Raw genomic sequence first — 25,885 nt, 5'->3', positions numbered from 1 at the left:
ATCAAAGTTGTTATTCCGCATGTCGTTGTGATATGCGGCTTGTTATGTCTTAAAAAAGGAGTCTTTTAATGATAAAAAGAGTTCATCTGGGACAAGGAAGAGCTGATGAGATTTTAGACTTACCTAACCTGATAGAAATACAATTAAATTCTTATGAAAAATTTTTACAACTTGATAAATTAAAAAATAAAAAGCCTTTACTTAATGAAGGCCTTGAGTCTGTTTTTAGAAATATATTTCCCATTAAAAGCGGCAATGGAGATGTTGCTCTTGAGTATGAAAGATACTATATAGAAAAGGATGCTCTTGATTTTACAGAAAAAGAATGTAAAAGAAAAGGGCAAAGTTATGAAGCTGTTTTAAAAGTAAGACTAAATTTGCAATTTTTGACTACTGGGGAAATAAGGCAAAAAGATGTGTACATGGGAACTATTCCTTTAATGACAGAAAGGGGCACTTTTATTATTAATGGGGCTGAAAGAGTTGTCGTTTCTCAGATTCATAGATCTCCAGGAGTTGTTTTTTATAAAGAAAAAGATTTGTATTCTGCTAGAATAATTCCTTATCGCGGTTCTTGGTTGGAATTTGAGATTGATTCTAAAAAAGATTATCTTTATGTAAAAATAGATAGAAAAAAAAGAATACTCATAACTCTTTTTTTAAGGGCTTTAGGGTTTGATACAAGAGAAAAAATAATAGAGACTTTTTACAACATTAAAAAAATTAAAGTTGAAGACGTTACAAAAAGAGATCTTCCAGGACAATATTTAGCCAAAAGTATTAGTATAAGAGAAAATATGTATTATCGAGCAGGAGATAAGATAACACTACAAGATGTTGAAGACTTTTTACAAAATGGAGTAAATGAAATAGAGCTTGTTGATTTTGATGGTTATGATGCTATTCCTGGAAAGTGCTTTGTAAGTTCAGATGTTATTTTAAATTGTCTTGAGAAAGAGGATGCTTTTTTTGCCTTAAAAGATGGTTCTAAAGAGCTTTCAAGAGAATCAGTTATGCTTGCTGTTTATAGTGCTCTTTTACCTGGTGAGCCAATATCAATTGATAATGCTGAAAACGATTTAAAAACTATATTCTTTTCTGAAAGAAGGTATGATCTTGGACGTGTAGGTCGTTATAAGCTTTCTAAAAAATTTGGGTTTGATGATTTAACCACATCAGTTTTAACTATGGGTGACATTGTTAACACCATATCTCATCTTTTAAGAATATATGAAGGTCACGATGTTCTTGATGATATTGATCATTTGGGAAATAGAAGAGTGCGTTCTGTTGGAGAGCTGCTTACCAATATATATAAAGGTGCGATGTCAAGGGTTGAAAAAATCGCTAAGGATAGAATGTCTAATAAGGAAGTTTTTAATCTAAAACCTCAAGAATTAATAAGCGTTAAGCCTATTGTATCTGCTGTGAAAGAATTTTTTGCGACTAGCCAACTTTCTCAGTTTATGGATCAGGTCAATCCTTTGGCCGAACTTACTCATAAAAGGCGTCTTAATGCTCTTGGACCAGGAGGGCTTTCAAGAGATAGAGCAGGATTTGAAGTAAGAGACGTTCATTACACCCATTATGGGAGAATGTGCCCTATTGAAACTCCCGAAGGACCAAATATTGGACTTATTGTTTCTTTAGCTACTTATTCTAGAGTTAATGATTATGGATTTTTAGAAACTCCCTATAGGAAAGTTATTGATGGAGAAGTGACTGATGAATTGGAATATTTATCTGCTATTGATGAGGAGAAGAAATGTATTGCTCAGGCTAATGCTGCTTTTAATTCTGACGGCAAGTACCTTGAAGATTTAGTTTCTGTTAGAATTTCTGGTGATTATACTACAACAAATCCTAAAAATATAGATTATATGGATGTTTCTCCTAGACAGTTAATTTCAGTATCTTCAGCATTAATTCCTTTTCTTGAGCACAATGATGCAAATCGAGCTCTTATGGGTTCTAATATGCAAAGACAAGCGGTACCTTTGCTTTTTCCTAAACCGCCTATTGTTGGTACTGGTATGGAAAGTATTGTTGCAAAGGATTCAGGAGTAGTAATTAAGGCCAAAAGAAGTGGGGAAGTTATTTTTGCGACAAGTAATAAAATAGTTATTAGACCTTTTGAATCAGAGAATTCTAAAGATGTAGATGAGTATCATATTGTTAAATATGAAAGGACAAATCAAGATACTTGTTTTAATCAATCTGTTTTGGTTAAAGAGGGACAAGAAGTTGAAAAGGGTGAGATAATAGCTGATGGTCCTGCTACTAGATATGGAGAGCTTGCTCTTGGCAATAATTTATTGTTAGGAGTTATTCCTTGGAATGGATTTAATTATGAGGATGCTATATTGATTTCTGATAGAATTGTAAAGGAAGATCTTTATACATCTATTCATATTAAAGAATTTAGCATAGAAGTAAGAGAAACTAAACTTGGGCCTGAAAAGGTTACGGGGGATATACCTAATGTTAGTGAGAAAATACTAAATAAATTAGATGAAAATGGAATTATACGGATAGGAACATATGTGAAGCCTGGCGATATTCTTGTTGGTAAAGTTACTCCAAAGTCAGAAGGAGACATTACCCCTGAATTTAGGCTTTTGACTTCAATTTTTGGAGAAAAAGCAAAAGATGTTAAAAATAATTCATTAAAAGTTCCTCATGGTACCGAAGGCACAGTTATTGATGTTCAAAGGATTACTAAAGAGGATGTTGGGAATCTTTCTCCTGGGGTTGAGGAGATACTTAAAGTTTACGTTGCTAAAAAAAGGAAGCTTAAAGAGGGTGACAAAATGGCTGGGCGACATGGCAATAAGGGTGTTGTTGCAAAAATTCTTCCTGTTGAAGATATGCCCTATCTTGCAGATGGAACTCCTCTTGATATATGCTTAAATCCTTTAGGAGTTCCATCTAGAATGAATATTGGACAGCTAATGGAATCGCAATTAGGCCTTGCTGGTAAATATCTTAGTGAATCTTATAATGTTCCTGTTTTTGAGTCTGCTACAAATGAACAAATCCAAGAAAAATTGAAAAAAGCTGGATTTAATGCAACTTCTAAAGAGATTTTATATGATGGTTATACAGGAGAGCCGTTTGAAAATGAAGTAATGGTTGGAGTGATTTATATGCTTAAGCTACATCATCTTGTTGATGATAAAATGCATGCAAGATCAACAGGACCATATTCTCTTGTTTCTCAGCAGCCTCTTGGAGGAAAAGCTCAGTTTGGTGGACAAAGACTTGGAGAAATGGAAGTTTGGGCTCTTGAAGCTTATGGTGCAGCTCATACTCTTCAGGAACTTTTAACAGTCAAATCTGATGATATGACGGGTAGAGTTAAGATATATGAAAATATAGTGAAAGGTATTCCTACTAATGTGTCAGGAATTCCTGAGTCTTTTAATGTGTTAATGCAAGAGCTTAGAGGACTTGGACTTGATTTGTCAATTTACGATGATAATGGGAATCAAGTTCCTTTGACAGAAAAGGAAGAAGAATTGATTAATAAAAACTAGGTTTTTGGAGTTTTTATGAAAGAGATAAAAGATTTTGAAAGAATAAAAATTAAAATAGCATCTCCTGATCAAATTAGAAATTGGTCTTATGGAGAGGTTAAAAAGTCTGAGACTATTAATTATAGAACTTTGAGACCCGAAAAGGATGGACTTTTTTGTGAGAGGATTTTTGGTACTACAAAGGAATGGGAATGTTATTGTGGAAAATTTAAATCAGTTAGATATAAGGGTATTATTTGCGATCGTTGTAATGTAGAGGTTACTCATTTTAAGGTGAGACGCGAGAGAATGGGGCATATTGAGTTAGCAGCTCCAGTTGCTCATATTTGGTATTACAAGTATATACCCTCTAGAATTGGGCTTTTGCTTGATATTACGGCGTCTAGTTTGAATTCTATTCTTTATTATGAAAAATATGTGGTAATTGAACCAGGTGATACCGATCTTAAAAAAATGCAACTTTTAAGTGAGGATGAGTACATAGAGGCTAGAGAGCGATATGGAATGTCTTTTAATGCTTCTATGGGAGCTGAAGCTATTAAAACTCTTCTTGAAAATCTTGATCTTGATGAGCTTTCTTCTAAACTTAGGGTTCAAATGATAGATAAAGATGACAAAACTGATAAGAAACTGTTAAGACGTCTTGAAATTATTGAAAATTTTAAAATTTCTGGGAATAAGCCAGAATGGATGATTATGGACGTTCTTCCTGTTATACCTCCAGAAATTAGGCCAATGGTGCAGCTTGATGGAGGCCGTTTTGCAACATCTGATCTTAATGATCTTTATAGAAGAGTTATAAATAGGAATAATCGTTTAAGAAAGTTGCTTCTTCTGAATGCACCAGAGATTATTGTAAGAAATGAAAAAAGAATGCTTCAAGAATCGGTAGACTCTCTTTTTGATAATTCTCATAAAAGAAAGGTTGTTAAAGGTTCGTCTAGCAGACCCCTTAAGTCTCTTTCTGATGCATTAAAGGGTAAACAGGGAAGATTTAGACAAAATCTTCTTGGTAAAAGAGTAGATTATTCTGGTCGTTCTGTTATTGTTGTTGGGCCTGAATTAAAACTGCATCAATGTGGGTTGCCTGCAAAGATGGCTCTTGAGCTGTTTAAGCCTTTTGTAGTAAGAAGGTTAATTGAGAGTGAAGCAGTTTTTAATATCAAAAGAGCAAAAAATTTAATTGAACAAGAAGTTGATGAAGTATGGCAAATTTTAGATCTTGTTATTAAAGAGCACCCCATTCTTTTAAATAGGGCGCCTACTCTTCATAGGCTTGGAATTCAAGCCTTTGAGCCGGTTTTAGTTGAGGGTAAGGCAATAAAATTGCATCCTCTTGTTTGTCATGCCTATAATGCTGATTTTGATGGTGACCAGATGGCAGTGCATGTGCCCCTTACTCCAGCAGCACAAGCTGAAAGTTGGGCTTTAATGCTTTCAACGAATAATCTTTTAAATCCTGCTAATGGGCATCCTATTGTTTTCCCATCTCAAGATATTGTTTTGGGTTTATATTATTTAACAATGGAAAAAAAGAATGTTGTTGGAGAAGGTAAAAAGTTTTTAAACTTTAATAATGTTATTCTTGCTGTAAATAATAGGAGTTTAGATTACAATGCTTCTATTTATGTTAAAATCGATGGTGAATACAAAAAGACCACAGCTGGTAGGGTAATATTTAATGAGGCTTTGCCTAATGGGATTGAATTTGTAAATAAAACTCTTAGTGATTTGGAGTTGCAAATTTTGATATCAAAAGTTTATGTGGTTCATGGTTCTTCCACTGTAATTGAAATGCTTGATATTGTCAAGGAACTAGGTTTTAGGTATGCTACTAGGTTTGGGTGCACAATTAGTATGAGTGATATTATTGTTCCTAATGAAAAGAGGGCTTATGTGGAAAGAGCTAATAAAGAGATTGCTAAAATTCAAAATGATTATGCTAAGGGTGTTATTACTGGTGAAGAGCGTTATAACAATGTAGTTTCTGTTTGGTTAAAGACAAATGAAGAGCTTACTAATAAGATGATGGAAATTTTAAAAAAAGACAGAGATGGATTTAATGTTATTTATATGATGGCAGATTCTGGTGCTAGGGGCAGTAGAAATCAAATAAGGCAACTTGCTGGTATGAGAGGATTGATGGCAAAAACTTCTGGAGATATTATTGAGCTTCCAATTATTTCCAACTTTAAAGAAGGTCTTTCTGTGATAGAGTTTTTTATATCTACAAATGGAGCAAGAAAAGGTTTAGCAGATACTGCTCTTAAGACAGCTGATGCTGGATATTTAACTCGAAGATTAGTAGATATTGCCCAAGATGTTGTTGTTAGAACAGAAGATTGTGGGACTATAAATGGAATAAAAGTTGAAACTGTAAAAAATGGTGAGGAAATATTAGAATCTTTGAAAGAAAAAGCTGTTGGGAGTTATTCTATTGAAAGAATAAAAAATCCAATTACCGGTGAGATTGTTTTAGACGTAAATGAAGAAATCTCAGAAACTAAAATAGAATTATTAGAAAAAATTGGTATTGAAAAACTTGTTATTAGATCTGTTTTAACATGTGAAGCTGAACACGGTGTTTGTCAAAAATGTTATGGGAGAGACTTTTCAAAAAACAAGCCTGTTAACATTGGTGAGGCTGTAGGAATAATTGCTGCTCAGTCCATAGGGCAACCAGGAACTCAATTGACCATGAGAACTTTTCATATTGGTGGTGTTGCTCAGGCTGGCAGTGAGGATGATAAAATATCTTTAAAGAATGCCTTTATATTGAATGGAATAGAGGGTTTTAATGTTAAGGTTGATAATGGAATTCTTTTTACAAGGAAAGGAACTTTAAAAATAATTAATGTTTTTTATGATGAAAAAATCAAGAACATAAAAGAAATTAAAGTTTTAGATTCTCAAAGGGTGATCAAAGGAATTCCTTTGTTTGTTAATAAAAATGGTGTGGAGATTTTCTCTTCTTATATTGGTTATGTTAAATTAAGAGACGATAATTTTTTCATAGTATCAGAAGAACAAGAAGTTGTCTTGAAAGCTGGTACAAAGCTCGAAATTGGGGTTGGCGATTATGTTGAATCGGGGAAAGTTATCGGCACATTTGATCCATTTGCAGAACCTATTATTGCAGAGGTTAAGGGAAAAATTAAATTTAAGGATATTATTTTAGGAACTACTCTTAAAGAAGAAATAAATACTGAAACAGGTAATGTTGAGAAAAGAATTACAGACAATGTTTTTGAATCTCTTGATCCGAGAATTTTTATCGTTGATAGTAGTGGTATGGAGGTTGCATCTTATGTATTGCCAGGGGATGCTTATCTTCAAGTTGAAGATGGTCAAAATATTAATATAGGGGATGTTGTTGCTAAACTTTCCAAGGGTTCTGAAAAAACACAAGACATTACAGGAGGATTGCCTCGTGTTAATGATCTTTTTGAAACGAGAATACCTAAAAATTTGACTGAAATGGCTAAAGTAAGTGGCATTGTTCAATTTAAATCAATTCAAAAAGGTAAAAGACTTATTAATATTTTAGATGAGTATGGAGTTGAGCATAAGCATTATATTCCAGCTGGCAAACATCTTTTGGTTAGAGATGGAGATGTTGTTAGAGCAGGAGATATGCTTTGTGATGGTAGGATTAATCCTCATGATGTGCTTGAAATTTTAGGTGGGATTAGTTTGCAAGAGTTTCTTTTGGCAGAAATTCAGGATGTTTATCGTAAACAAGGTGTTAGTATTAATGACAAACATATTGGTGTAATAATCAAACAAATGATGAAAAAGGTTAAGATTGTGGCAGTTGGTGATACTAATTTTGTTTATGGGCAAAAGGTAGATAAGCATGCTTTTTATGAGCAAAATAGAAAAGTAATTGAACAAGGCGGTGAGCCAGCAATAGCAAGTCCTATTCTTATAGGAGTTACTAAGACATCTCTTAATATAGATTCTTTTATTTCTGCAGCTTCTTTCCAGGAGACAACAAAAGTACTAACAGATGCTTCTATTGCTGGGAAAATAGATGATCTTAGAGGATTGAAAGAAAATGTTGTAATTGGTCATTTAATTCCTACTGGAACTGGTATGGGTCTTTATAAAAAAATTAAAGTTAGGGAAAATGTCGATTCTGAAGTTTAACTTGAAAATAAGTGATATATTTGCTACCATTTTATTAATAATTTCAAGAAAAGGAGAGCGTTGATAAATGCCTACAATTAATCAGTTAATTAGAAAGCCTAGAAAAAGTCAAACGGAGAAGACCGCATCTCCTGCGCTTCAAAATTGTCCTCAAAGAAGAGGAATTTGCACACGTGTAATGACTGTAACTCCTAAAAAGCCTAATTCAGCTTTAAGAAAAGTAGCTCGTGTTAGACTTTCAAATGGATTTGAAGTAACAGCATATATTCCAGGAATTGGTCATAATTTGCAAGAACATTCTGTAGTTTTGATTAGAGGGGGTCGGGTTAAAGACTTGCCTGGGGTGAGATACCATATTATTAGAGGAGCTAAAGATACTCTTGGTGTTAACAATAGGAAAAAGGGTAGATCTAAGTATGGAACAAAAAAGCCTAAAGCTTAATTAAAAGGTGGATTAATATTAGATATGTCAAGAAAGAATAAAAAAATCAAAAAGAAAATTTTTATTGATACCAGGTATAATTCTAGGATTGTTGCAAAGTTTGCAAACAGAATGATGTATGATGGAAAAAAATCAATAAGCGAGAGTATACTTTATAGTTCTATTGACTTGCTTTCTGAGAAGCTTGAAGATAGCGACAAGATGGCTGTTTTTTATAAAGCTTTAGATAATATTAAGCCATTGGTAGAGGTAAGAAGTAGGCGGGTAGGGGGTGCCACATACCAAGTTCCTGTTGAAGTTAGAGAAGAAAGAAGAGAAGCTTTGGCTATGAAGTGGATTATTTTTGCTGCTAGGAAATCTAGTGGCAAGTCTATGAAAGAAAAGTTGTCAAACGAGCTTTTAAATGCATATAATTCTACTGGGGCTGCTTTTAAGAAGAAAGAAGACACTCATAGAATGGCTGAAGCAAATAAAGCTTTTACTCATTATAGATGGTAAAAAGACGCCTTTTAAGGTGTCTTTTTGTTATTTATATATGTCGTTATTGGGGATATTTTTTTTATTATTTGTTAAAAGCAAAGGAGGATATTTTTGTGTTAAAAAAAGTTTATTGCTTTTTAATTTTTTTATTTATTGTGGCCTGTTCTGGTTCTAATGATAGTAAGTCAGCGTCAAAAACTGTTTCTCTTATAGTTGATGGTGCTTTTGATGATAAAGGATTTAATGAAAGTTCTTCTAAGGCATTAAGAAAATTAAAAAGAGATTTTAATATAAATATAATTGAAAAATCATCTACAGGTAATTCTCATTTGGGAGATATTGTAAACTTAGAGGATGGTAACTCAAGCTTGATTTGGGGAGTTGGATTTAGATTGTCTGATGTTATTTTGCAAAGAGCTGACGAGAATTTTTCTGTTAATTATGCAATCATAGAAGGGGTTTATAATGAAATTAAAATACCCAAAAATCTTCTTAATATTAATTTTAGATCTGAAGAGGTGGCTTTTTTGGCAGGATATTTTGCGGCAAAAGCTTCTAAAACCGGCAAGATTGGATTTATTGGGGGAGTAAGGGGAAAAGTTTTAGAATCTTTCATGTATGGGTACGAAGCTGGTGCTAAGTATGCAGATTCTAATATTGAAGTGATCTCTCAATATGTTGGCACATTTGGCGATTTTGGACTTGGTCGATCAACGGCATCTAATATGTATCGAGATGGAGTTGATATTATATTTGCTGCTGCAGGGCTTTCTGGTATAGGGGTAATTGAGGCAGCAAAGGAATTAGGACCCGATCATTATATTGTTGGAGTTGATCAGGATCAATCATATCTGGCTCCTAATAATGTGCTTGTTTCTGCTGTAAAAAAGGTTGATTCATTGATTTATGATTTAACAAAAAAGTATTTAGAAGTTGGAGCTTGGAATGGGGGAGATACCATCTTGCTTGGACTTAAAGAAGATGGACTTGGTTTGATTTTAAATGAGAATTTAAAATCAAATTATTCTGAGGTGTATAATAAATCATTGAAAATTGGAAAAAGTATAATCGATGGTGTAATTAGAGTTCCTTATGATAAGGTATCTTATGACAACTTTGTTTCGCAAATAGAAAATTAACTTGTAAAAATGTTTTAAATTCCTTAAAGAGATTGTAGAGAGTCTTTTAATCGTTGCAAGATATATTATTACATTTATCTTGCAAAAGGGTTTAAATTTAGATATTATGGTGCTGTGGGGAAAAGTTATTTTTTCTACCACTGTATTTTTATTAACATTAAATGTATTGGCTGGCATACTTGTAAAGTAGTTTATTAAAGTTATTATTTTATAAATGAATAAAATAATATTTGTTAGTAAAATAAAGTTAATATTTTAAAATTTAGAATTTTTTAAATAAATTTTGTAAGGAGAGGATTAATTTTGTTTAAAAATTTTATTTTTATTGCTTCATCGTTATTGATATTGGCTTGCTTTAAATCTAATAGTAAGTCTATTAACTCTAATAAAGCTGTTGTAGGTGTTTTGGCTAATGGTAGTTTTTACGATAAAGGCTATAATCAAAGTGCTCTTGATGGTGTTATAAATCTTAGAGATGATTTTGGAGTAAAGCTTATAACTAAATCTTTAAGGCCTTACCCTATTGAAGGAAAAAGACTTCTTACTGTCAATGAGGCAATGGTAGAGGATGCTTATGAGGTTCAAAAGAGTCCTTTAAATCTTTTTTGGTTGGTTGGATATCAATTCTCCGATTTATCGGTTAAGCTTTCATATGAGCGTCCAGATATTTGCTATGGGATTATAGATGCTTTTGATTATGGGGATATTCAAGTTCCCAAGAATTCTTTGGCTATTAAGTTTAGAAATGAAGAGGCCGCATTTTTAGCTGGCTATATTGCTGCCAAGATGAATAGAAGGGAAAAGATTGGATTTTTAACAGGCCCTATAAGTGAATCTTTAAATGATTTTAAGTTTGGTTTTAAGGCTGGAATTTTTTATGCCAACCCCAAATTAAGATTAGTTTCAAAAAAAGCACCTTCTTATTTTGATAAAGAGAAAGGTAAAGCAATGGCTAGGTTTATGTATAAAGAGGATAAAGTAGGTGTTATTTTTCCAATAGCTGGTATAACTGGTCTTGGAGTTTATGATGCGGCTAAAGAACTTGGATCTAAATATTATATTATTGGTTTAAATCAAGACCAATCATATATTGCGCCTCAAAATGTTATTACTTCAATACTTAAAGATATTGGCAAGGTTATTTATTCTGTTTCGGCAGATTATATTAAAAATGGTGTTTTTAAAGGCGGAGTTGTTATTGATCGAGGTTTAAAAGAAGGGGTAATAGAAATTGTTAAGGATCCTGATGTTTTAAATAGTAGGTTGGTTGACGAAGTTATTGATCTAGAAAATAAAATAATAAATGGAGAGATTATTGTTCCTGATAGTGAATATGCATTTGATTTATTTAAATCAAAGTTATAAACTAAGTAAATGCAATTGTGATTTTAAAAGGGAGAATAGATTATGGGTAAATTATTGTTGTTGATTTTGTTTGAAAGTATCGTTTTTTTATCATGTAGTGGCAAAGGTAGCCTTGATAATGGAGTTTCTAGGGTATCTTTAATCATTGATGGTACTTTTGATGATAAATCTTTTAATGAGAGTGCTTTTAATGGTGCAAAAAAAGTTAAAGAGGAGTTTAATATCGATCTTGTTTTAAAAGAGTCTTCAACAAATTCTTATTTATCTGATCTTGAAGGTCTCAAGGATGCAGGTTCAAATTTAATTTGGCTTATTGGATATAAATTTAGTGATGTGGCCAAGGCTGTTTCTTTGCAAAATCCCGAGATGAAATATGCAATTATTGATCCTGTTTCTTTTAATGAACCTATTCCTGCAAATTTAGTGGGTATGACTTTTAGAGCTCAAGAGGGTGCGTTTTTGACAGGTTATATTGCTGCAAAGATTTCTAAGACAGGTAAAATTGGGTTTTTAGGGGGAATGGAAGGCGAAATAGTAGGAGCCTTTAGGTATGGGTATGAAGCTGGTGCTAAGTATGCCAATAAGGATATAAAGGTATCTATTCAGTATATTGGTAGTTTTTTTGACATTGAAGCTGGAAGAAGTATTGCTACTAAAATGTATTCTGATGGAATGGATATTATTCATCATGCAGCAGGTCTTGGGGGAATTGGGGCTATTGAAGTTGCAAAAGAACTTGGTTCTGGACATTACATTATTGGAGTTGATGAGGACCAATCATATCTTGCTCCCGATAATATTATTACATCTACAACCAAAGATGTTGGCAGATCTTTAAATATTTTTACATCTAACTACTTAAAAACTAATACTTTTGAAGGTGGAAAATTAATAAATTATGGCCTTAAAGAAGGAGTTGTAGGATTTGTAAGAAATCCCAAGATGATTTCCTTTGAGCTTGAAAAAGAAATTGAGAGTCTTTCTAGCAAAATAATCAATGAAGAATTTATTGTTCCATATAATAAAGAAAGTTATGAAAAATTTCTTAAAGAATTTGTTTAAATAAAGAATCAATTTCTATGTTGTATTTTTAAATATTTAAAAATACATATTTATTTTGTTTGAATGATAAAAATGGAGAAACGTTTTGTATGGGAATTGTAATTTTTATTTTCAGCATTTTATTTATTTCTTGTTTTAATGAGAATGAAATAGAATCTAGTTCGAGTAAAATCAAGATATCTATGTTGGTAGATGGTATTCTTGATGATGAATCTTTTAATTCGACTGCTAATAAGGCTTTATTGCGTTTGGAAAAGGATTTCCCAGAAAGAATTGAAAAAGTTTTTTCTAAGGCTGCTTCTGGAGTTTATTCTAGCTATGTTTCAGATCTTGATAATTTAAAAATGAATGGTTCAAATTTGATTTGGCTTGTAGGGTATATGCTTACAGATGTTTCTTTATCTGTTCCGTTAGAGAATCCAAAAATTAGTTACGGAATAATAGATCCTGTTTATAGTGGTGATGTGCGGATTCCTAAAAATTTGATTGCTGTTGTTTTTAGAATAGAGCAAGGCGCTTTTTTGGCTGGCTATATTGCGGCTAAAAAGAGTGTTTCTGGAAAAATAGGTTTTATAGGAGGAGTAAAAGGAGACATAGTAGATGCATTTCGTTATGGTTATGAAGCTGGTGCAAAGTATGCTAATAAAGGTATAGAGATTGTAAGTGAATACTCTAATTCGTTTACTGATATTGGTATTGGTAGAGTGATGGCTGATAAAATGTATTCTCAAGGAGTAGATATAATTCACTTTGCAGCCGGTTTGACAGGAGTCGGTGTTATTGAGGCTGCAAAAGGACTTGGCGATGGTTACTATGTTATTGGAGCTGATCAAGATCAATCCCATCTTGCTCCTAAAAATTTTATTACTTCTGTTATTAAAAACATTGGTGACGCGTTATACTTGATTACTAGTGAATATCTTGAGAATAATAGCGTTTGGGAAGGTGGTAGGGTTGTTCAAATGGGATTAAGAGAGGGTGTTGTTGGTTTATCCAATGCAGATGAATTTGAGTACATAAGAGTTCTTGAAAGGAAAATAATCAATAAAGAGATTGTTGTTCCTTATAATCAGGAAGGATATGAGATTTTTATAGAGCAAGTATTAAAGCTGTAGGCTTTCCAGATAAAAAGATTTTAATTTTCTAGTTTTTAATTTTTTAATTATGTTGCATTTATTGTGTTATAATAAGTAGAAGTATATTTCTATTGTTTTAGAGGATTTTAGCATTGAATAAAAAAATGTTTCCCAAAATTTACTATTATGATCAAGACTTTATTGATATTTATAACAAAAGTTTGTCTTGGATTCAAGATAAGATTATTTTTCAAAAAGTTTCTGATAAAAGTAAAAAAGATAAAAATTATTATTCAGAAAATTGTAATTATATAGATCAGATGCAAGCTTGTATGTCAAGCTTTTTTCTTGTTTATAGCAATGGGGAATATTCATCTACATCTGCAATTGATAAATTTTATCAATTGCAGGAAGAATCTGGTGCAATCAGGGCTAGGTACGACAATCAAAATACTATTATTGATCTTGATGAGAATGAAGAGAATATTGGATTTCCTATTTTTGCGTGGGCTGAATATAATTTATATCATAAAACAGGGAATAAAAAGAGAATTTCTGAAGTTTTGCCAATTCTTGATAAGTATTATAAATGGATAGAGAGCAAATTTTTAAAGGGAAATGGTCTTTATTCAATTGATGTAAATAAAATTTTTTATAAAAACTCTCCAAGAGTAGATGCATACTATCCTGTAGATTTTAATTCATTACAAGTTCATAGTGCATATTGTATTTCTAAATTAGCAGACATTCTAAATGATAAAAATTTGTCGCTTGAATATAAAAAACGATTTTTTTCTCTTAAGGCTAAAATTAATTCTTTAATGTGGAGTGAAAAAGATGGATTTTATTATGATCTTGATGTTAATGAAAATATTCTTGAAATTAAGACAATAGTGGGTTTTTTCCCAATGCTTTCTGAGATTCCCAGTGAAGACAGAATAGAGAGAATGCTTTTTTACTTAAAAAGTAATAAGCATTTTGGTACTCCAAATCCTTTTCCAACGCTTTCTGTGAGTGAGCCGGGGTTTAGTGAATGTGGTAATGGGTATTATGGTTCAGTTTACACTTACATGAATTTTTTTGTAATCAAAGGTCTTGAATATTGTGGTCGTGCAAATATTGCAAGAGAATTTACTATAAGGCATTTATATTATATATTAGATACTTTAATGCCTTTTAATAAAATTAAAGGCCACATTTGGGAAGCTTATAAGCCTATGCAAGAAGGACCTGCATATTTTGATTCTAATAAAAAAACTTATACAGAAAGAGATCTTATTTGTTATCTTGCACTTTTTAGCATTAGTTTGATGATAGAAAATATTATTGGACTTACAATTAGTTTGCCTGATAAAACTGTATACTGGAATATACCCACTCTTGAGATTATGGGAATAGAAAGCTTATCTCTTAAAAAGAATCAAACTACAATAATTTGCAATAAAGGGAAAAGAGGTTGGGAAATAAAAATGGAATCTGAGAAACTTTATTATTTTACAATAAATATATTAAATAAAAAAGAAAAAACCCTTCCTATTCCTTCAGGAAGATGTTCTATGTTGTTAGATAAGCTTTGATGAATTAGATTCATTAAATGTCTTGTAAAATTTAAACTTTTGGAGGCCTTTTAATGATAGATATTGATGAATTGAGAATTTTTCTTAAACAGAAGAGTTATTCTAAAATTAAAGAAAAATTTTTAAAGCACGATTCTTTTGATATTTCTGAGGCTCTTAAAAGACTTAATGGGTCTGAATTGATTTTACTCTACAGATTTTTACCCAAGAAAATAGCAGTTGAAACTTTTTCTAATTTTGACCAATCTACGAAAAACAAATTAGCAAATTCTTTTACAAATAAAGAAATAAGCGAAATGATTGATGAGCTAAATCTTGATGATGTTATTGATCTTTTAGAAGAAGTTCCTGCAAATGTTGTTCAGAGATTTTTAGCAAGTTCTACAGAAGAGAATAGAGAGATTATTAATAAATTTTTGTCTTACAGTGATGATTCTGCCGGTTCAATTGTAACAATTGAGTATGTTGAGCTTAAAGAAGATTATACTGTTGGGCAAGCTCTTGACTATATTAGAAGAGTGGCTAAAACCAAAGAAGATATTTACACTTATTATATTACAGATGATGAAAAGCATTTAAAAGGAGTTATAAAAATTGAGGATTTAATATTAGCTAAAGATGACGTTATTCTTTCATCAATAATGAGAAATAGTGGATTTTATATTGTAAGGGTTAACGATGAGAAAGAAGATGTTGCGCTTCTTTTTCAAAAGTATGATATTACTAGTGTTCCTGTTGTTGATAATGAAGGAAGAATGATAGGGGTCATTATTATTGATGATATTTTAGAGGTTATTCAATCTGTGAATACTGAAGATTTTCAAATGATTGCTGCTGTTAAACCTTTGGATACATCGTATCTTGATACGTCTATTTTGGTTATGACTAAAAATAGGATAATTTGGCTTTTAGTTCTTATGGTATCTTCTACTTTTACAGCAACAATAATTTCAAGTTATCAAAATTTAATGTTGTCTTTAGTAATTTTGGCTAGTTTTATTCCCCTTTTAATGGACACTTCAGGTAATGCTGGTTCTCAGGCATCCGCATTAATAATTCGTGAACTTGCTCTTGGTACTGTCAAAATAAAAGATTTTTTTAAAGTTTTTTTAAAGGAAATATGTGTTAGTATTCTTGTGGGAGCAATTCTTGCTAGTGTTAATTTTTTAAGAATTGTATTTTTTGTGGCTCCACAACATTCTGATAAACTGAAAATAGCTTTTGTAGTTTCAGCTTGCTTGATGGTAAGTTTGACAGTAGCAAAGATATTGGGAGGTCTTTTACCCATTGTTGCTAAAATTTTTAAATTGGATCCGGCACTTATGGCAGGTCCTTTGATTACTACGATTGCAGATGCTATTACTTTGATAGCTTATTTTAATATAGCAAAATGGGTTTTGGTTAGTTATGCTGTTTGAATTTCATTTAAATATGTTAATTTCTATTTTTTTATAATAGGATATTTTTAATGTATAATTGTATTTTTTGTAAAATAATAAAGAAAGAGCTTCCTTGTTATAAAGTTTATGAGGATGATTTAGTTTTAGCATTCTTAGATATTAATCCTTTAAGCGTTGGTCATACTCTTGTTATTCCTAAAGAGCATAGCGAGAATTTATTGAGCATGGATGATAAATTTAATCAGAGAGTTTTAAAAGTCTGTAAAAAAATTTCAAATGCTTTAAAAAAAATGAATTTAAGCATTTGTAGCGGAATAAATATTCATTCTTCTTTAGGGGCTGATGCTGGGCAAGAGGTTTTTCATACCCATTTTCATGTAATTCCAAGATTTAAAAATGATGGTTTTGTTTTTAAAAGAAGTGACAAGCTTAACCTTGAAGTTGAAAAATTTAAACAGTTGTCTATTCAAATAAGTATGAACATTTAAGTTTATTTAGCCAAAAGGGATTTTTTATGAGAAGAAACTTTTTTTTCTTTTTTGTTTTTATGTTTAGTGTATTAAAAATTTATTCAGGAGTTCCTGGCTATCTTAATGTATACAATGGAGTTGGAGTTGGAGTTGATAATTTCACTAAAGATTTATTTTTTTATGAAAGACTCAAGTATCAATTTTTTAGTGGTCTTGGTGTTAATGTTTCTCAAAATTTTGCATTTGGTGGAGAATTTAATTTAGATATTAAATTTTTGCCAAGCTATACTTCTTATGCTAAAGAGATTATGTTTATGTTGGATAATCAAACATATTGGAAGTATCCTTCAAATTATTTTATAGTAAAAGATGTTTCAGTTTCAGTGAGAATGTATGGCAATTATTTCTTTTTACCCTATACCCCAATGTTTAGTTTAATCTTTTTTACAGGCTTAAAATTTTCATATATTGGGGCAAAAACTTATTTCATAGATTCAAATGGTTGGACATTGCTGAATAATGTTTTTTTTGGTGTAGATATTGGAGCTAGAATTAATATAGAGTTTATCTTTTTGGAATATTCAGCTTCTCCAATTTTTTACAACAGGCTTTTACTTTTAAATCAGATGCATAAAGTAACTCTAGGCTTTATTTTTCAGTTTGATGTAGCAACAGAAAATGACAAAGAGATACTTTCTATTTTGTAAATTTTATGATCTAGGGATATTTTAGATTTTCTTCTTTAATATTGTTTAATATTTGTAAGTATTTAGCAGATTCATATTTAGCCATATCAAGGTTGTGTTCTTTGTAATTTCCACATTCTTTGTGGCTTGCACCTGGAATAGGTTCTGAAAAGTTTATAATTTCGGAAAAAAGCCATGATATTAAGTCAACAAGATCTTCGCTTTCATAGTTTCCAAAAATCACTAAGTAAAAACCAGTTCTGCAGCCCATTGGACCAAAATATACTATTTTTTCAGCCCAAACTTCATTATTTCTAAGTAAAGTTGCTCCTATGTGCTCTATTGTGTGTATTGCCGCGTTTTCGATGATTGGTTCAATGTTAGGAGCTTTGATTCTAATGTCTATTGTAGTAAATATTACATTTTCAAAGATATCTTTTCTTGAGACATATATTCCAGGTTTTAATTTTGCATGATCTACTGTAAAGCTTGTTATTTTTTTCATTTTTTTAGTACCGTTTGTATTTTTTTTACAAAATCTAGTTTTTCCCACTCAAATTCATTTTTTCCAAAATGGCCGTAAGTGCAAGTTTTAAGATATATGGGTTGTTTTAGTTTTAATTTTTCAATTATACCATTGGGAGTTAAATCAAAGTTATTGATAATGAAATTTAGTATTTTGTTTGCATATTTGGGATCGTTTATTCCTGCAGTTATTTGAATAGATATTGGGTTTTCAATTCCGATTGCATATGCAAGCTGTAGTTCAAATTCTTTAGAAATCCCGGCTGCTACCATATTTTTTGCAATATATCTTGCCATGTAGGCGGCCGATCTATCTACTTTTGTGGCGTCTTTTCCGCTATATGCTCCTCCCCCGTGTCTTGCAAATCCTCCATAACTATCAGCAATAATTTTTCTTCCTGTAAGGCCCGTGTCTCCAGTAGGCCCTCCAATTACAAAATTTCCAGAAGGATTAATGTAATAAGTAGTATTTTCATCAAGCATTGATTTGTCTTGAATGGTAGGCTTAATAATTTCTTCAATTATTGTTTGTCTTATTAGCTTTTGGGAGATGTTTGGATGGTGCTGGTGAGAGACTATAATATTTTTTATCTTTACAGGTTTTCTGTTTTTATCATATTCTATTGTAACTTGAGATTTTGAGTCGGGTCTCAACCATTCTATTGCTCCTGATTTTCTAAGATTGCTAGCTTTTTTTAGAATTGAGTTGGCAAGTTCGTAAGGAGCAGGTAGAAAATTTTTTGTTTCATCGCAGGCATATCCAAATATTATTCCCTGATCACCGGCTCCAAGGGTAGTAGATCCTTTTTTTTTAATTGCGCTTATAATGTCGCTTGATTGATTGCCAATAACGTCTATTACCGTTATTGTTTTGTAATCAAGTCCATAATCAATATTTGTATAGCCTATGTCTTTAATGATGTTTTTAGCAATTTCTTTTATATCTATATTTTTTTTTACAGGACTATTTATTTCTCCTGCTATTACTACTAAATTTTGTGCAATTATGACCTCGCAAGCTACTTGTGCATTTTTATCTATTTTTAGTATTTCATCAAGAATAGCATCAGAAATTTGATCTGCAATTTTATCTGGATGCCCTTCAGATACAGCTTCGGAAGTTGAAGTTTGGTTAGCTGCTATTATTTTATTCATATTAGCCTAATAAGCTCCTTTGTCATTTTGCTAGAGTTTATTGATGATGTTTGTAAAAATTTATTAAAGTCTATATGGTTATCTTTACTGTTTGGTAAATCAGAAATTGAACGGATTATTATGAATGGTATTTTAAACATGTGGGCTACTTGAGCTATTGCGGCTCCTTCCATATCTACAGCTAAAGCATCTTTGAAATTTTTTTTGATTGTCTCAAGATTTTTTTCATTGTCAACAAATTGATCTCCTGTTAGTATTAAGCCAATATGGATATCGATGTTTAAAAGCTTGCTTTCAACAATATCGGCAACTTTTTTCAACAGATCTTCATCTGCTTTAAACTTTTGTGGTAAATTAGGGACTTGTCCTATTTTATGTCCAAATTTGGTTAAATCAAAGTCATAGTATGCTGCTTCTGAGGATACTATGATATCTGATATTTTAAGGTTAGAGTTTTCTTTTATTCCACCAGAACTTCCAGAATTTATTATATGAGTAATTTTGTATTTAGATATAATTTGACTACTCCAAGTTGCTGCGTTAACTTTTCCAATTCCTGTAGTTAAAGATATTACATCTTTTCCCGAAATTTTCCCTTTATAAATTCTTTTATTTTCTAAGCAGCTGTTTAATACAACTTCTTCTTTATTATCAATCATTTTATTTATTTCTTCTGATTCTTCTTGCATAGCTGATATGATCAAAATCATGCTGTTTCTCCTTTTACGTGTTTTTACATATTTTTTGTTAAAGAATATTTATTTTTAATTATTTCTATTTCATTTTGATTTAATATTTTTTTTATTCCTGTGTCTGTATTTGGTACGGATTGAACGTTAGATTGCTCATTTTTGTCTACAACTTTTCCATTTTTTATTATGTAGTTTATATATGGGAGATTTGGATCAGAATCGTCTATATCTATTATTTTGGCTATAGAATTGTCATTAAGCTCTACAATAAAGTCTATAGGACAAGAAGATATTGCGCTGATTATTAACTTTAAAACTCTTTTGTCAAATTTTTTGTCCGCATCTTTAATTAATTCAATAATAGATGCTCCAGAATTAAAAGATTTTCTGTATGTTTTATCTAGGATGATAGCAGAGTATGCACTAGCAGCGCCTATTATATTTGATTCTATGCTGATGTTTTCACTTGTTAGCCCTTTAGGATAGCCTGTTCCGTCTAGATTTTCTTTATGTGTTAGAAGGGTTAAACATATTGATCTTGACAAATTACTTGTTGAAGCTACTTGATAACTTATTATGGGATATTTTTTTATTATTTCTAATTCTTTATCAGTTAATGTTTCTTTTTTTTCACTGATTTCTGAGGGTATGAATAGAAATCCTATTTTATGTAAAAGAGCAACACTACAGAGTTCTACTGTTTTGTAATTGTTTAATCCCATTTCATTGCCAAGGGCTACTGTTAAGATTGCTGTATTTACTGAATGGATGATATGATAGGCTGCAGTAAGCTTGGGAATTCTAAAATATTTGATAAAAATTTTTTTGTGTTTCTTATAAAACTCTATTACTTTTTTTACAGTAGGCGTAATATCTTGGTAGTAGATTTTTTTATTTCTTTTGCAATTTTCATAAATTTCTTCTAAATTGCTTATTATTACATGATAACTAGAGATAGCCTCTTCGTTAAATTTTTTATGTATTTCTTCATATTCTTTTTTAACAGAATCATCACTGAAAAAATTTGTTCTCTCTTTAATATATGATTTTAAGCCCCATTTTTCAATAAGCTCAATATTTTTGTCTTCAATAAATGCATTTTCAGGCCAGACTAAAAATTCTTTGTCTATCAAATATGATAAATTTTTTATATTTTTGATAATGCTTTCAAAATTTTGCATTTATTTCCTTGAAATTAAGCTCTATTAACCATGTATATCACATTATTTATTAATTGTCCATCTATTAGTATAATGTATTTATTATATCTCAATTTTTGGATTAAGCTTTTTTGAAGAGATTTTTATGGTAGAAAAAATACGCTTAGGTTTTAATATTATATTTCTTGGATTATTTATTTATTTTTTGGTAATTTTAAGATTTCAAATGAAATTAAGCTTTATTTTGTTTAATTATCAGTTCTTTGTAATCTATTTTTTATTAGTTATTGTTTTTAATATTATTTATTCTCAATATTTTTCTTCCAGGTTGTATTTTATTTTAAATGGAATAGAAGACACATTTACTTTTTTAAAGCTTAAAATGATTCGTAAGAAGCTTAAAAGTATTTTCGAAATATCTATTCTTCTTAGATTTATTTTAATAAAACAAGATAAGAAAAGTCTTGATGAGCTTTATTTTTATTTAAAAGACAATAGATTAGGACATAAAACGATAATAGAGCTTTATTCTGTTCTTATTAGCTTTAGAGAAAAAGAAAAGGCTTTTAGTTTGATTTTAAATTACAAGGGCAGTAGAAATAAGTGGGTGAAATATTGTGAGGCTCTTAGCATGTTGTCTTTTGAAGAGCACTTAAAACTAAAAGATTTGGTAAATCTTTTAGATAAGTTTTTTTTAAAAAATGATATTTTTACTATTTATTTTTATTATTTATTGCAAAAATCGAAAATGTCTTTTGATTTGCTTGAAAGTAAAAAAATTAAGATTAGAAATCGATATTATAAATTTAAAAATAGGATAGATTCTAAGCATACAAGGTTGCTTCGTTCGAATTTATTTTTTGTTGTTTTTTATTATATTTATGATTTTTCTAAAAAAGATATTTTTTATTGAAGAGGTTGAGTTTTGAGTATAAGAGTTCGTTATGCGCCTTCTCCAACGGGTTTGCAACATATTGGTGGGATTAGAACAGCTTTGTTTAATTATTTTTTTGCAAAGTCTTGTGGGGGTAAATTTTTACTTAGAATTGAGGATACAGATCAGAGTAGATATTCTCCAGAAGCTGAAAATGATCTTTATTCAAGTCTTAAGTGGCTTGGTATTTCTTTCGATGAAGGTCCTGTTGTGGGGGGTGATTATGCTCCTTATGTTCAGTCTCAAAGAAGTGTGATATATAAGCGATATGCTAAAGATTTAATTGAATCTGGGCGCGCTTATTATTGTTATTGTAGTCCTGAAAGGTTGGAAAGGATTAAGAAAATTCAAAATATTAATAAGATGCCGCCTGGATATGATAGGCATTGTAGGAATTTAAGTGATAGTGAAGTTGAAAATTTACTAACTCAAAAAATTGCACCTGTTGTCAGATTTAAAATTCCTTTAGAAGGAGAGACTAGCTTTGATGATATTTTGCTTGGCAAGATTACATGGGCGAATAAAGATATTAGTCCTGATCCTGTTATTCTCAAGTCAGACGGACTTCCGACTTATCATCTTGCGAATGTTATTGATGATTATTTAATGAAAATTACTCATGTTTTAAGGGCCCAAGAATGGGTCTCTTCAGGTCCATTACATGTGCTTCTTTACAAGGCTTTTAAATGGGATTTGCCTATTTATTGTCACCTTCCAATGGTTATGGGAAATGATGGTCAAAAATTAAGTAAAAGGCATGGATCAACAGCTTTAAGGCAATTTATTGAAGATGGGTATCTCCCAGAAGCTATTATTAATTATGTTACTTTGCTTGGGTGGTCTTATGATGATAAGAGAGAATTTTTTTCAAAAAAGGACCTTGAGCAATTTTTTTTAATTGAAAGGATTAATAAATCTCCTGCGATTTTTGATTATCATAAGTTGGATTTTTTCAATAGTCACTATATTAGAGAAAAGAAGGATGAAGATTTGTTTAATCTTTTGCTTCCTTTTTTTCAAAAAAAAGGATATGTTTCTAAGCTTGGTACTTTAGAAGAGGTTCAAAAATTAAAATTATTAGTTCCTCTTATAAAGAGTAGAATTAAAAAGTTAAGTGATGCTTTAAACATGGCTAAATTTTTTTATGAGGACATTAAATCTTGGAATTTAGATGAGTTTTTGGGTAAGAAAAAAACAGCTAATGATGTTTATTCTATTTTAGAATTAATAAAGCCTATTTTAGAGGGATTTGAAAAAAGGTCGTCAGAAGAAAATGATAAAATTTTTTACGATTTTGCTGAGAAAAATGGTTTTAAATTGGGAGAAATTCTTCTTCCTATTAGAATTGCAGTGCTTGGCAGCAAAGTTTCTCCGCCGCTTTTTGATTCTTTAAAATTGATAGGTAAGTCTGAAGTTTTTAAAAGAATAAAATTAGCACAGGAATTTTTAAGAATAAATGTATAGCTATTAAGGATATTTTTATGGTTAGAATGGAAGATATTATTTCTCTTGCAAAAAGAAAAGGATTTGTATTTCAGTCTTCAGAGGTTTACGGAGGCCTTTCTGGAGCCTGGGATTATGGTCCTTTGGGAGTTGAACTTAAGGAAAATATAAAAAGAGAGTGGTGGAAAAGCATGGTGTATTTGCATGAAAATATTGTGGGTTTAGATAGTGCGATTTTTATGCGACCTGAAATTTGGAAAGCATCAGGGCATGTTGATGGTTTTTCAGATTCTATGGTTGATTGCAAAGATTGCAAAGGTAGATTTAGGTCAGATTTTGTTGATTTGTCAAAAAATTGTCCGAATTGCAAAGTTGGGAATAATTTTACCTCTCCAAGAAGTTTTAATTTAATGTTTGAGACTCATATTGGGGTAGTAGAGGGTAGTTCTAGTGAAATTTATTTAAGACCCGAAACAGCACAAGGAATTTTCGTTAATTTTAGGAATGTTTTGGATTCTTCAAGACTTAAGGTTCCTTTTGGTATTGCTCAGGTTGGTAAAGCGTTTAGAAATGAGATAGTTACGAAAAATTTTATATTTAGAACTTGTGAATTTGAACAAATGGAAATGCAATTTTTTGTTCATCCTAAACAAATAGATGAATGGTTTTGTTATTGGAAGCAAAATAGAATGAATTTTTTTGTAGAAACTCTTAAGATTAGGCCTGATAGATTAAGATTTAAGGCTCATGACTCAACTCAACTTGCTCATTATGCAAAATCTGCATTTGATATTGAATATGAATTTCCGTTTGGATTTCAAGAAGTAGAAGGTATTCATAACAGGGGTAATTATGATTTAACTCAGCATTCTAAATTTTCTAACAAACCTAAAATATTTGAGTATCATGATTTATTGACAAAAGAAAGATATGTGCCTTATGTTATTGAAACTTCTGTTGGGCTTACAAGGTCTGTTCTAATGACCCTTTGTGATGCTTATTCTGAGGAGAATCTTTCAGATGGAGATAAGCGTATTGTTCTTCGATTGCATCCCAAGTTGGCTCCTTATAAGATTGCGATATTCCCTCTTGTAAAAAAAGCTGAGCTTGTAGAGATTGCTAGAAGGATTTATATAGAACTTTGTGATGATTTTCATATATTTTACGACGATGGTGGAACAATAGGCAAAAGGTATAGACGCCAAGACGAAATAGGGACTCCTTATTGTGTAACAGTAGATTACAATACTATCGAAGATGAAACAGTTACGGTTAGAGAGAGAAATAATATGACTCAGAAGAGAATTTTTATTAATGATTTATATTCATACATTAAAACAGAGATTTTAAATTACAAAGAGGATTTTAATAAATGAATCTTGCTTTGAGTATTTTACATAAGCGTGGATTTTTAAAGCAATGCACATCTTTAAAAGTTTTAAGTGATTTAATGGATAGAGAAAAAATAGTTTTTTATGCAGGAGTTGACGCAACATCTAGTTCTCTTCATATTGGTCATTTGATTCCTTTTTTAGCAATGATGCATCTTGGAAAATATGGCCACATACCAATTGTTTTGATTGGAGATTCTACAGCTAAAATAGGTGATCCTTCTGGGAAAAGTGAAATGAGAAAGATTTTATCCTCAGAAGAGATTAACAATAATGCTTTGTCGATAAAAAATCAACTTCAAAGAATTACAAATTTTAGTTCAAGATGTTTTATTAACAATTCAAATTGGTTAGATAATCTCAATTATATTGAATTTTTAAGAGACATTGGCGTTCATTTTTCTGTTAATCGTATGTTGAGCTTTGAAACTTATAAAAGAAGGCTAGATTTTGGACTTTCATTTATTGAGTTTAATTATCAGCTTTTACAGTCTTATGATTATTATATGCTTAATAAAATGAAAAATTGTCGACTTCAAATTGGTGGTGATGATCAATGGGGGAATATCATCTCGGGTGTCGATTTGCTTAGAAGAAAATTTGGAATAGAAGCTTTTGGGCTTACGTTCCCATTGATTACAAGAAGTGATGGGAAAAAGATGGGCAAATCAGAAAAAGGTGCTGTTTATCTTGATTCTAATCTTTACAGTATCTATGATTTTTATCAGTATTTTAGAAATACTTCAGATTCTGATGTAAAAACTTTTTTATACCTTTTTACTTTTTTAGAAGAAGATGAGATTGAGTTAATTTCAAATTTTAAGGGTAATGCTTTGAATAAAGCCAAAGAGATTTTGGCTTTTGAGGTAACCAAAATTGTTCATGGAGAAGTAGAAGCTTTAAAAGCTCAAGCGGCGGCCTTTGCAGCATTTAGAGGGAGCGGAGATAGAAGCAATATTCCTTTTTTTAAATTTAGTTTTTCTGGTTTAGAAGAAGGAGTATTGTTGATTGATTTAATGCTAGATTCAAAAATTGTGTCTAGCAAGTCAGAAGGCAGAAGATTAATTAATTCTGGAGGGGTATATATTAATGGTAAAAGGATAGAAAATCAGAATCATTGTCTTATTGGAAAGGATTTTAATAACAATGAAATTGAGCTAAGAGTAGGTAAAAAAAAATTTTTACGAATTGTTTTATAGTTGA

The 25,885-nt window shown here is 30.9% G+C and carries 20 protein-coding genes; 16 read left to right on the top strand and 4 right to left on the bottom strand.

The features are described from left to right. The first annotated feature begins 68 nt into the window (after positions 1-68). The 12 genes from OY14_01905 (at position 69) to OY14_01850 (ending at position 17,403) form a co-directional block, all read left to right on the top strand. Complete coding sequence (locus OY14_01905) at positions 69-3,536, top strand: DNA-directed RNA polymerase subunit beta (GenBank protein AJA90210.1); 3,468 nt, start codon at positions 69-71, stop codon at positions 3,534-3,536. A 15-nt stretch (positions 3,537-3,551) separates the two neighbouring features. Further along, the gene (locus OY14_01900) at positions 3,552-7,685 is read left to right on the top strand and encodes a DNA-directed RNA polymerase subunit beta' (protein ID AJA90209.1); all 4,134 of its coding nucleotides are present in this window, start codon (positions 3,552-3,554) and stop codon (positions 7,683-7,685) included. Positions 7,686-7,752: 67 nt separating this feature from the next. Beyond that, on the top strand, positions 7,753-8,127 hold the full coding sequence (locus tag OY14_01895) for a 30S ribosomal protein S12 (GenBank protein ID AJA90208.1): 375 nt from the start codon (positions 7,753-7,755) through the stop codon (positions 8,125-8,127). Between the two features lie 24 nt (positions 8,128-8,151). Further along, positions 8,152-8,625 (top strand): 30S ribosomal protein S7, encoded by a 474-nt coding sequence (locus OY14_01890; protein AJA90207.1) that lies wholly within the window; start codon positions 8,152-8,154, stop codon positions 8,623-8,625. Between the two features lie 95 nt (positions 8,626-8,720). Then, positions 8,721-9,746: a membrane protein gene (locus OY14_01885; protein ID AJA90206.1), complete on the top strand. Its 1,026-nt coding sequence runs from the start codon at positions 8,721-8,723 to the stop codon at positions 9,744-9,746. A gap of 303 nt (positions 9,747-10,049) precedes the next feature. Then, positions 10,050-11,111 carry a membrane protein gene (locus OY14_01880; protein AJA90205.1) on the top strand — a complete coding sequence of 354 codons (1,062 nt, stop codon included), beginning with the start codon at positions 10,050-10,052 and terminating at the stop codon, positions 11,109-11,111. A gap of 42 nt (positions 11,112-11,153) precedes the next feature. Continuing rightward, positions 11,154-12,173, top strand: coding sequence for a membrane protein (locus OY14_01875; protein AJA90204.1), 1,020 nt, complete (start codon positions 11,154-11,156; stop codon positions 12,171-12,173). Positions 12,174-12,262: 89 nt separating this feature from the next. After that, positions 12,263-13,288 carry a membrane protein gene (locus OY14_01870; protein AJA90203.1) on the top strand — a complete coding sequence of 342 codons (1,026 nt, stop codon included), beginning with the start codon at positions 12,263-12,265 and terminating at the stop codon, positions 13,286-13,288. A gap of 113 nt (positions 13,289-13,401) precedes the next feature. Then, the gene (locus OY14_01865) at positions 13,402-14,826 is read left to right on the top strand and encodes a hypothetical protein (GenBank protein AJA90202.1); all 1,425 of its coding nucleotides are present in this window, start codon (positions 13,402-13,404) and stop codon (positions 14,824-14,826) included. 53 nt (positions 14,827-14,879) lie between these two features. Continuing rightward, entirely contained in the window at positions 14,880-16,244 is a 1,365-nt protein-coding gene (locus OY14_01860; GenBank protein AJA90201.1) for a magnesium transporter, read from the top strand. 50 nt (positions 16,245-16,294) lie between these two features. Continuing rightward, positions 16,295-16,714, top strand: coding sequence for a diadenosine tetraphosphate hydrolase (locus tag OY14_01855; GenBank protein AJA90200.1), 420 nt, complete (start codon positions 16,295-16,297; stop codon positions 16,712-16,714). A 26-nt stretch (positions 16,715-16,740) separates the two neighbouring features. Continuing rightward, positions 16,741-17,403 carry a hypothetical protein gene (locus OY14_01850; GenBank protein AJA90199.1) on the top strand — a complete coding sequence of 221 codons (663 nt, stop codon included), beginning with the start codon at positions 16,741-16,743 and terminating at the stop codon, positions 17,401-17,403. Between the two features lie 10 nt (positions 17,404-17,413). Here the strand turns inward: OY14_01850 and OY14_01845 are convergent, their stop codons facing one another. From OY14_01845 to OY14_01830, 4 genes are read right to left on the bottom strand one after another with little or no spacing between them, the layout of a single operon-like run. Beyond that, entirely contained in the window at positions 17,414-17,887 is a 474-nt protein-coding gene (locus OY14_01845) for an S-ribosylhomocysteinase (protein AJA90637.1), read from the bottom strand. Then, positions 17,884-19,062, bottom strand: a complete 1,179-nt coding sequence (locus OY14_01840) for an S-adenosylmethionine synthetase (protein ID AJA90198.1) — start codon at positions 19,060-19,062, stop codon at positions 17,884-17,886. Before OY14_01840 ends, OY14_01845 begins: the two co-directional genes overlap by 4 nt. Beyond that, entirely contained in the window at positions 19,059-19,772 is a 714-nt protein-coding gene (locus OY14_01835; GenBank protein ID AJA90197.1) for a 5'-nucleosidase, read from the bottom strand. Before OY14_01835 ends, OY14_01840 begins: the two co-directional genes overlap by 4 nt. Positions 19,773-19,795: 23 nt before the next feature. Then, entirely contained in the window at positions 19,796-20,935 is a 1,140-nt protein-coding gene (locus tag OY14_01830; protein AJA90196.1) for a hypothetical protein, read from the bottom strand. A 124-nt stretch (positions 20,936-21,059) separates the two neighbouring features. Here OY14_01830 and OY14_01825 point away from each other — a divergent pair, with 124 nt between their 5' ends. The 4 genes from OY14_01825 to OY14_01810 are packed head-to-tail and all read left to right on the top strand — an operon-like array spanning position 21,060 to position 25,881. Beyond that, on the top strand, positions 21,060-21,827 hold the full coding sequence (locus OY14_01825; protein AJA90195.1) for a P31-23: 768 nt from the start codon (positions 21,060-21,062) through the stop codon (positions 21,825-21,827). A 12-nt stretch (positions 21,828-21,839) separates the two neighbouring features. Then, complete coding sequence (locus tag OY14_01820; GenBank protein ID AJA90194.1) at positions 21,840-23,312, top strand: glutamyl-tRNA synthetase; 1,473 nt, start codon at positions 21,840-21,842, stop codon at positions 23,310-23,312. Between the two features lie 17 nt (positions 23,313-23,329). Next, positions 23,330-24,667: a glycine-tRNA synthetase subunit beta gene (locus OY14_01815; protein ID AJA90193.1), complete on the top strand. Its 1,338-nt coding sequence runs from the start codon at positions 23,330-23,332 to the stop codon at positions 24,665-24,667. Further along, complete coding sequence (locus OY14_01810) at positions 24,664-25,881, top strand: tyrosyl-tRNA synthetase (GenBank protein ID AJA90192.1); 1,218 nt, start codon at positions 24,664-24,666, stop codon at positions 25,879-25,881. The genes OY14_01815 and OY14_01810 overlap by 4 nt, the downstream gene beginning before the upstream one ends. Positions 25,882-25,885: the final 4 nt, after the last annotated feature.

The sequence above is a fragment of the Borreliella chilensis genome, from assembly GCA_000808095.1.
Taxonomy (GTDB): domain Bacteria; phylum Spirochaetota; class Spirochaetia; order Borreliales; family Borreliaceae; genus Borreliella; species Borreliella chilensis.
This window is presented reverse-complemented; position numbering and strand designations above follow the sequence as displayed.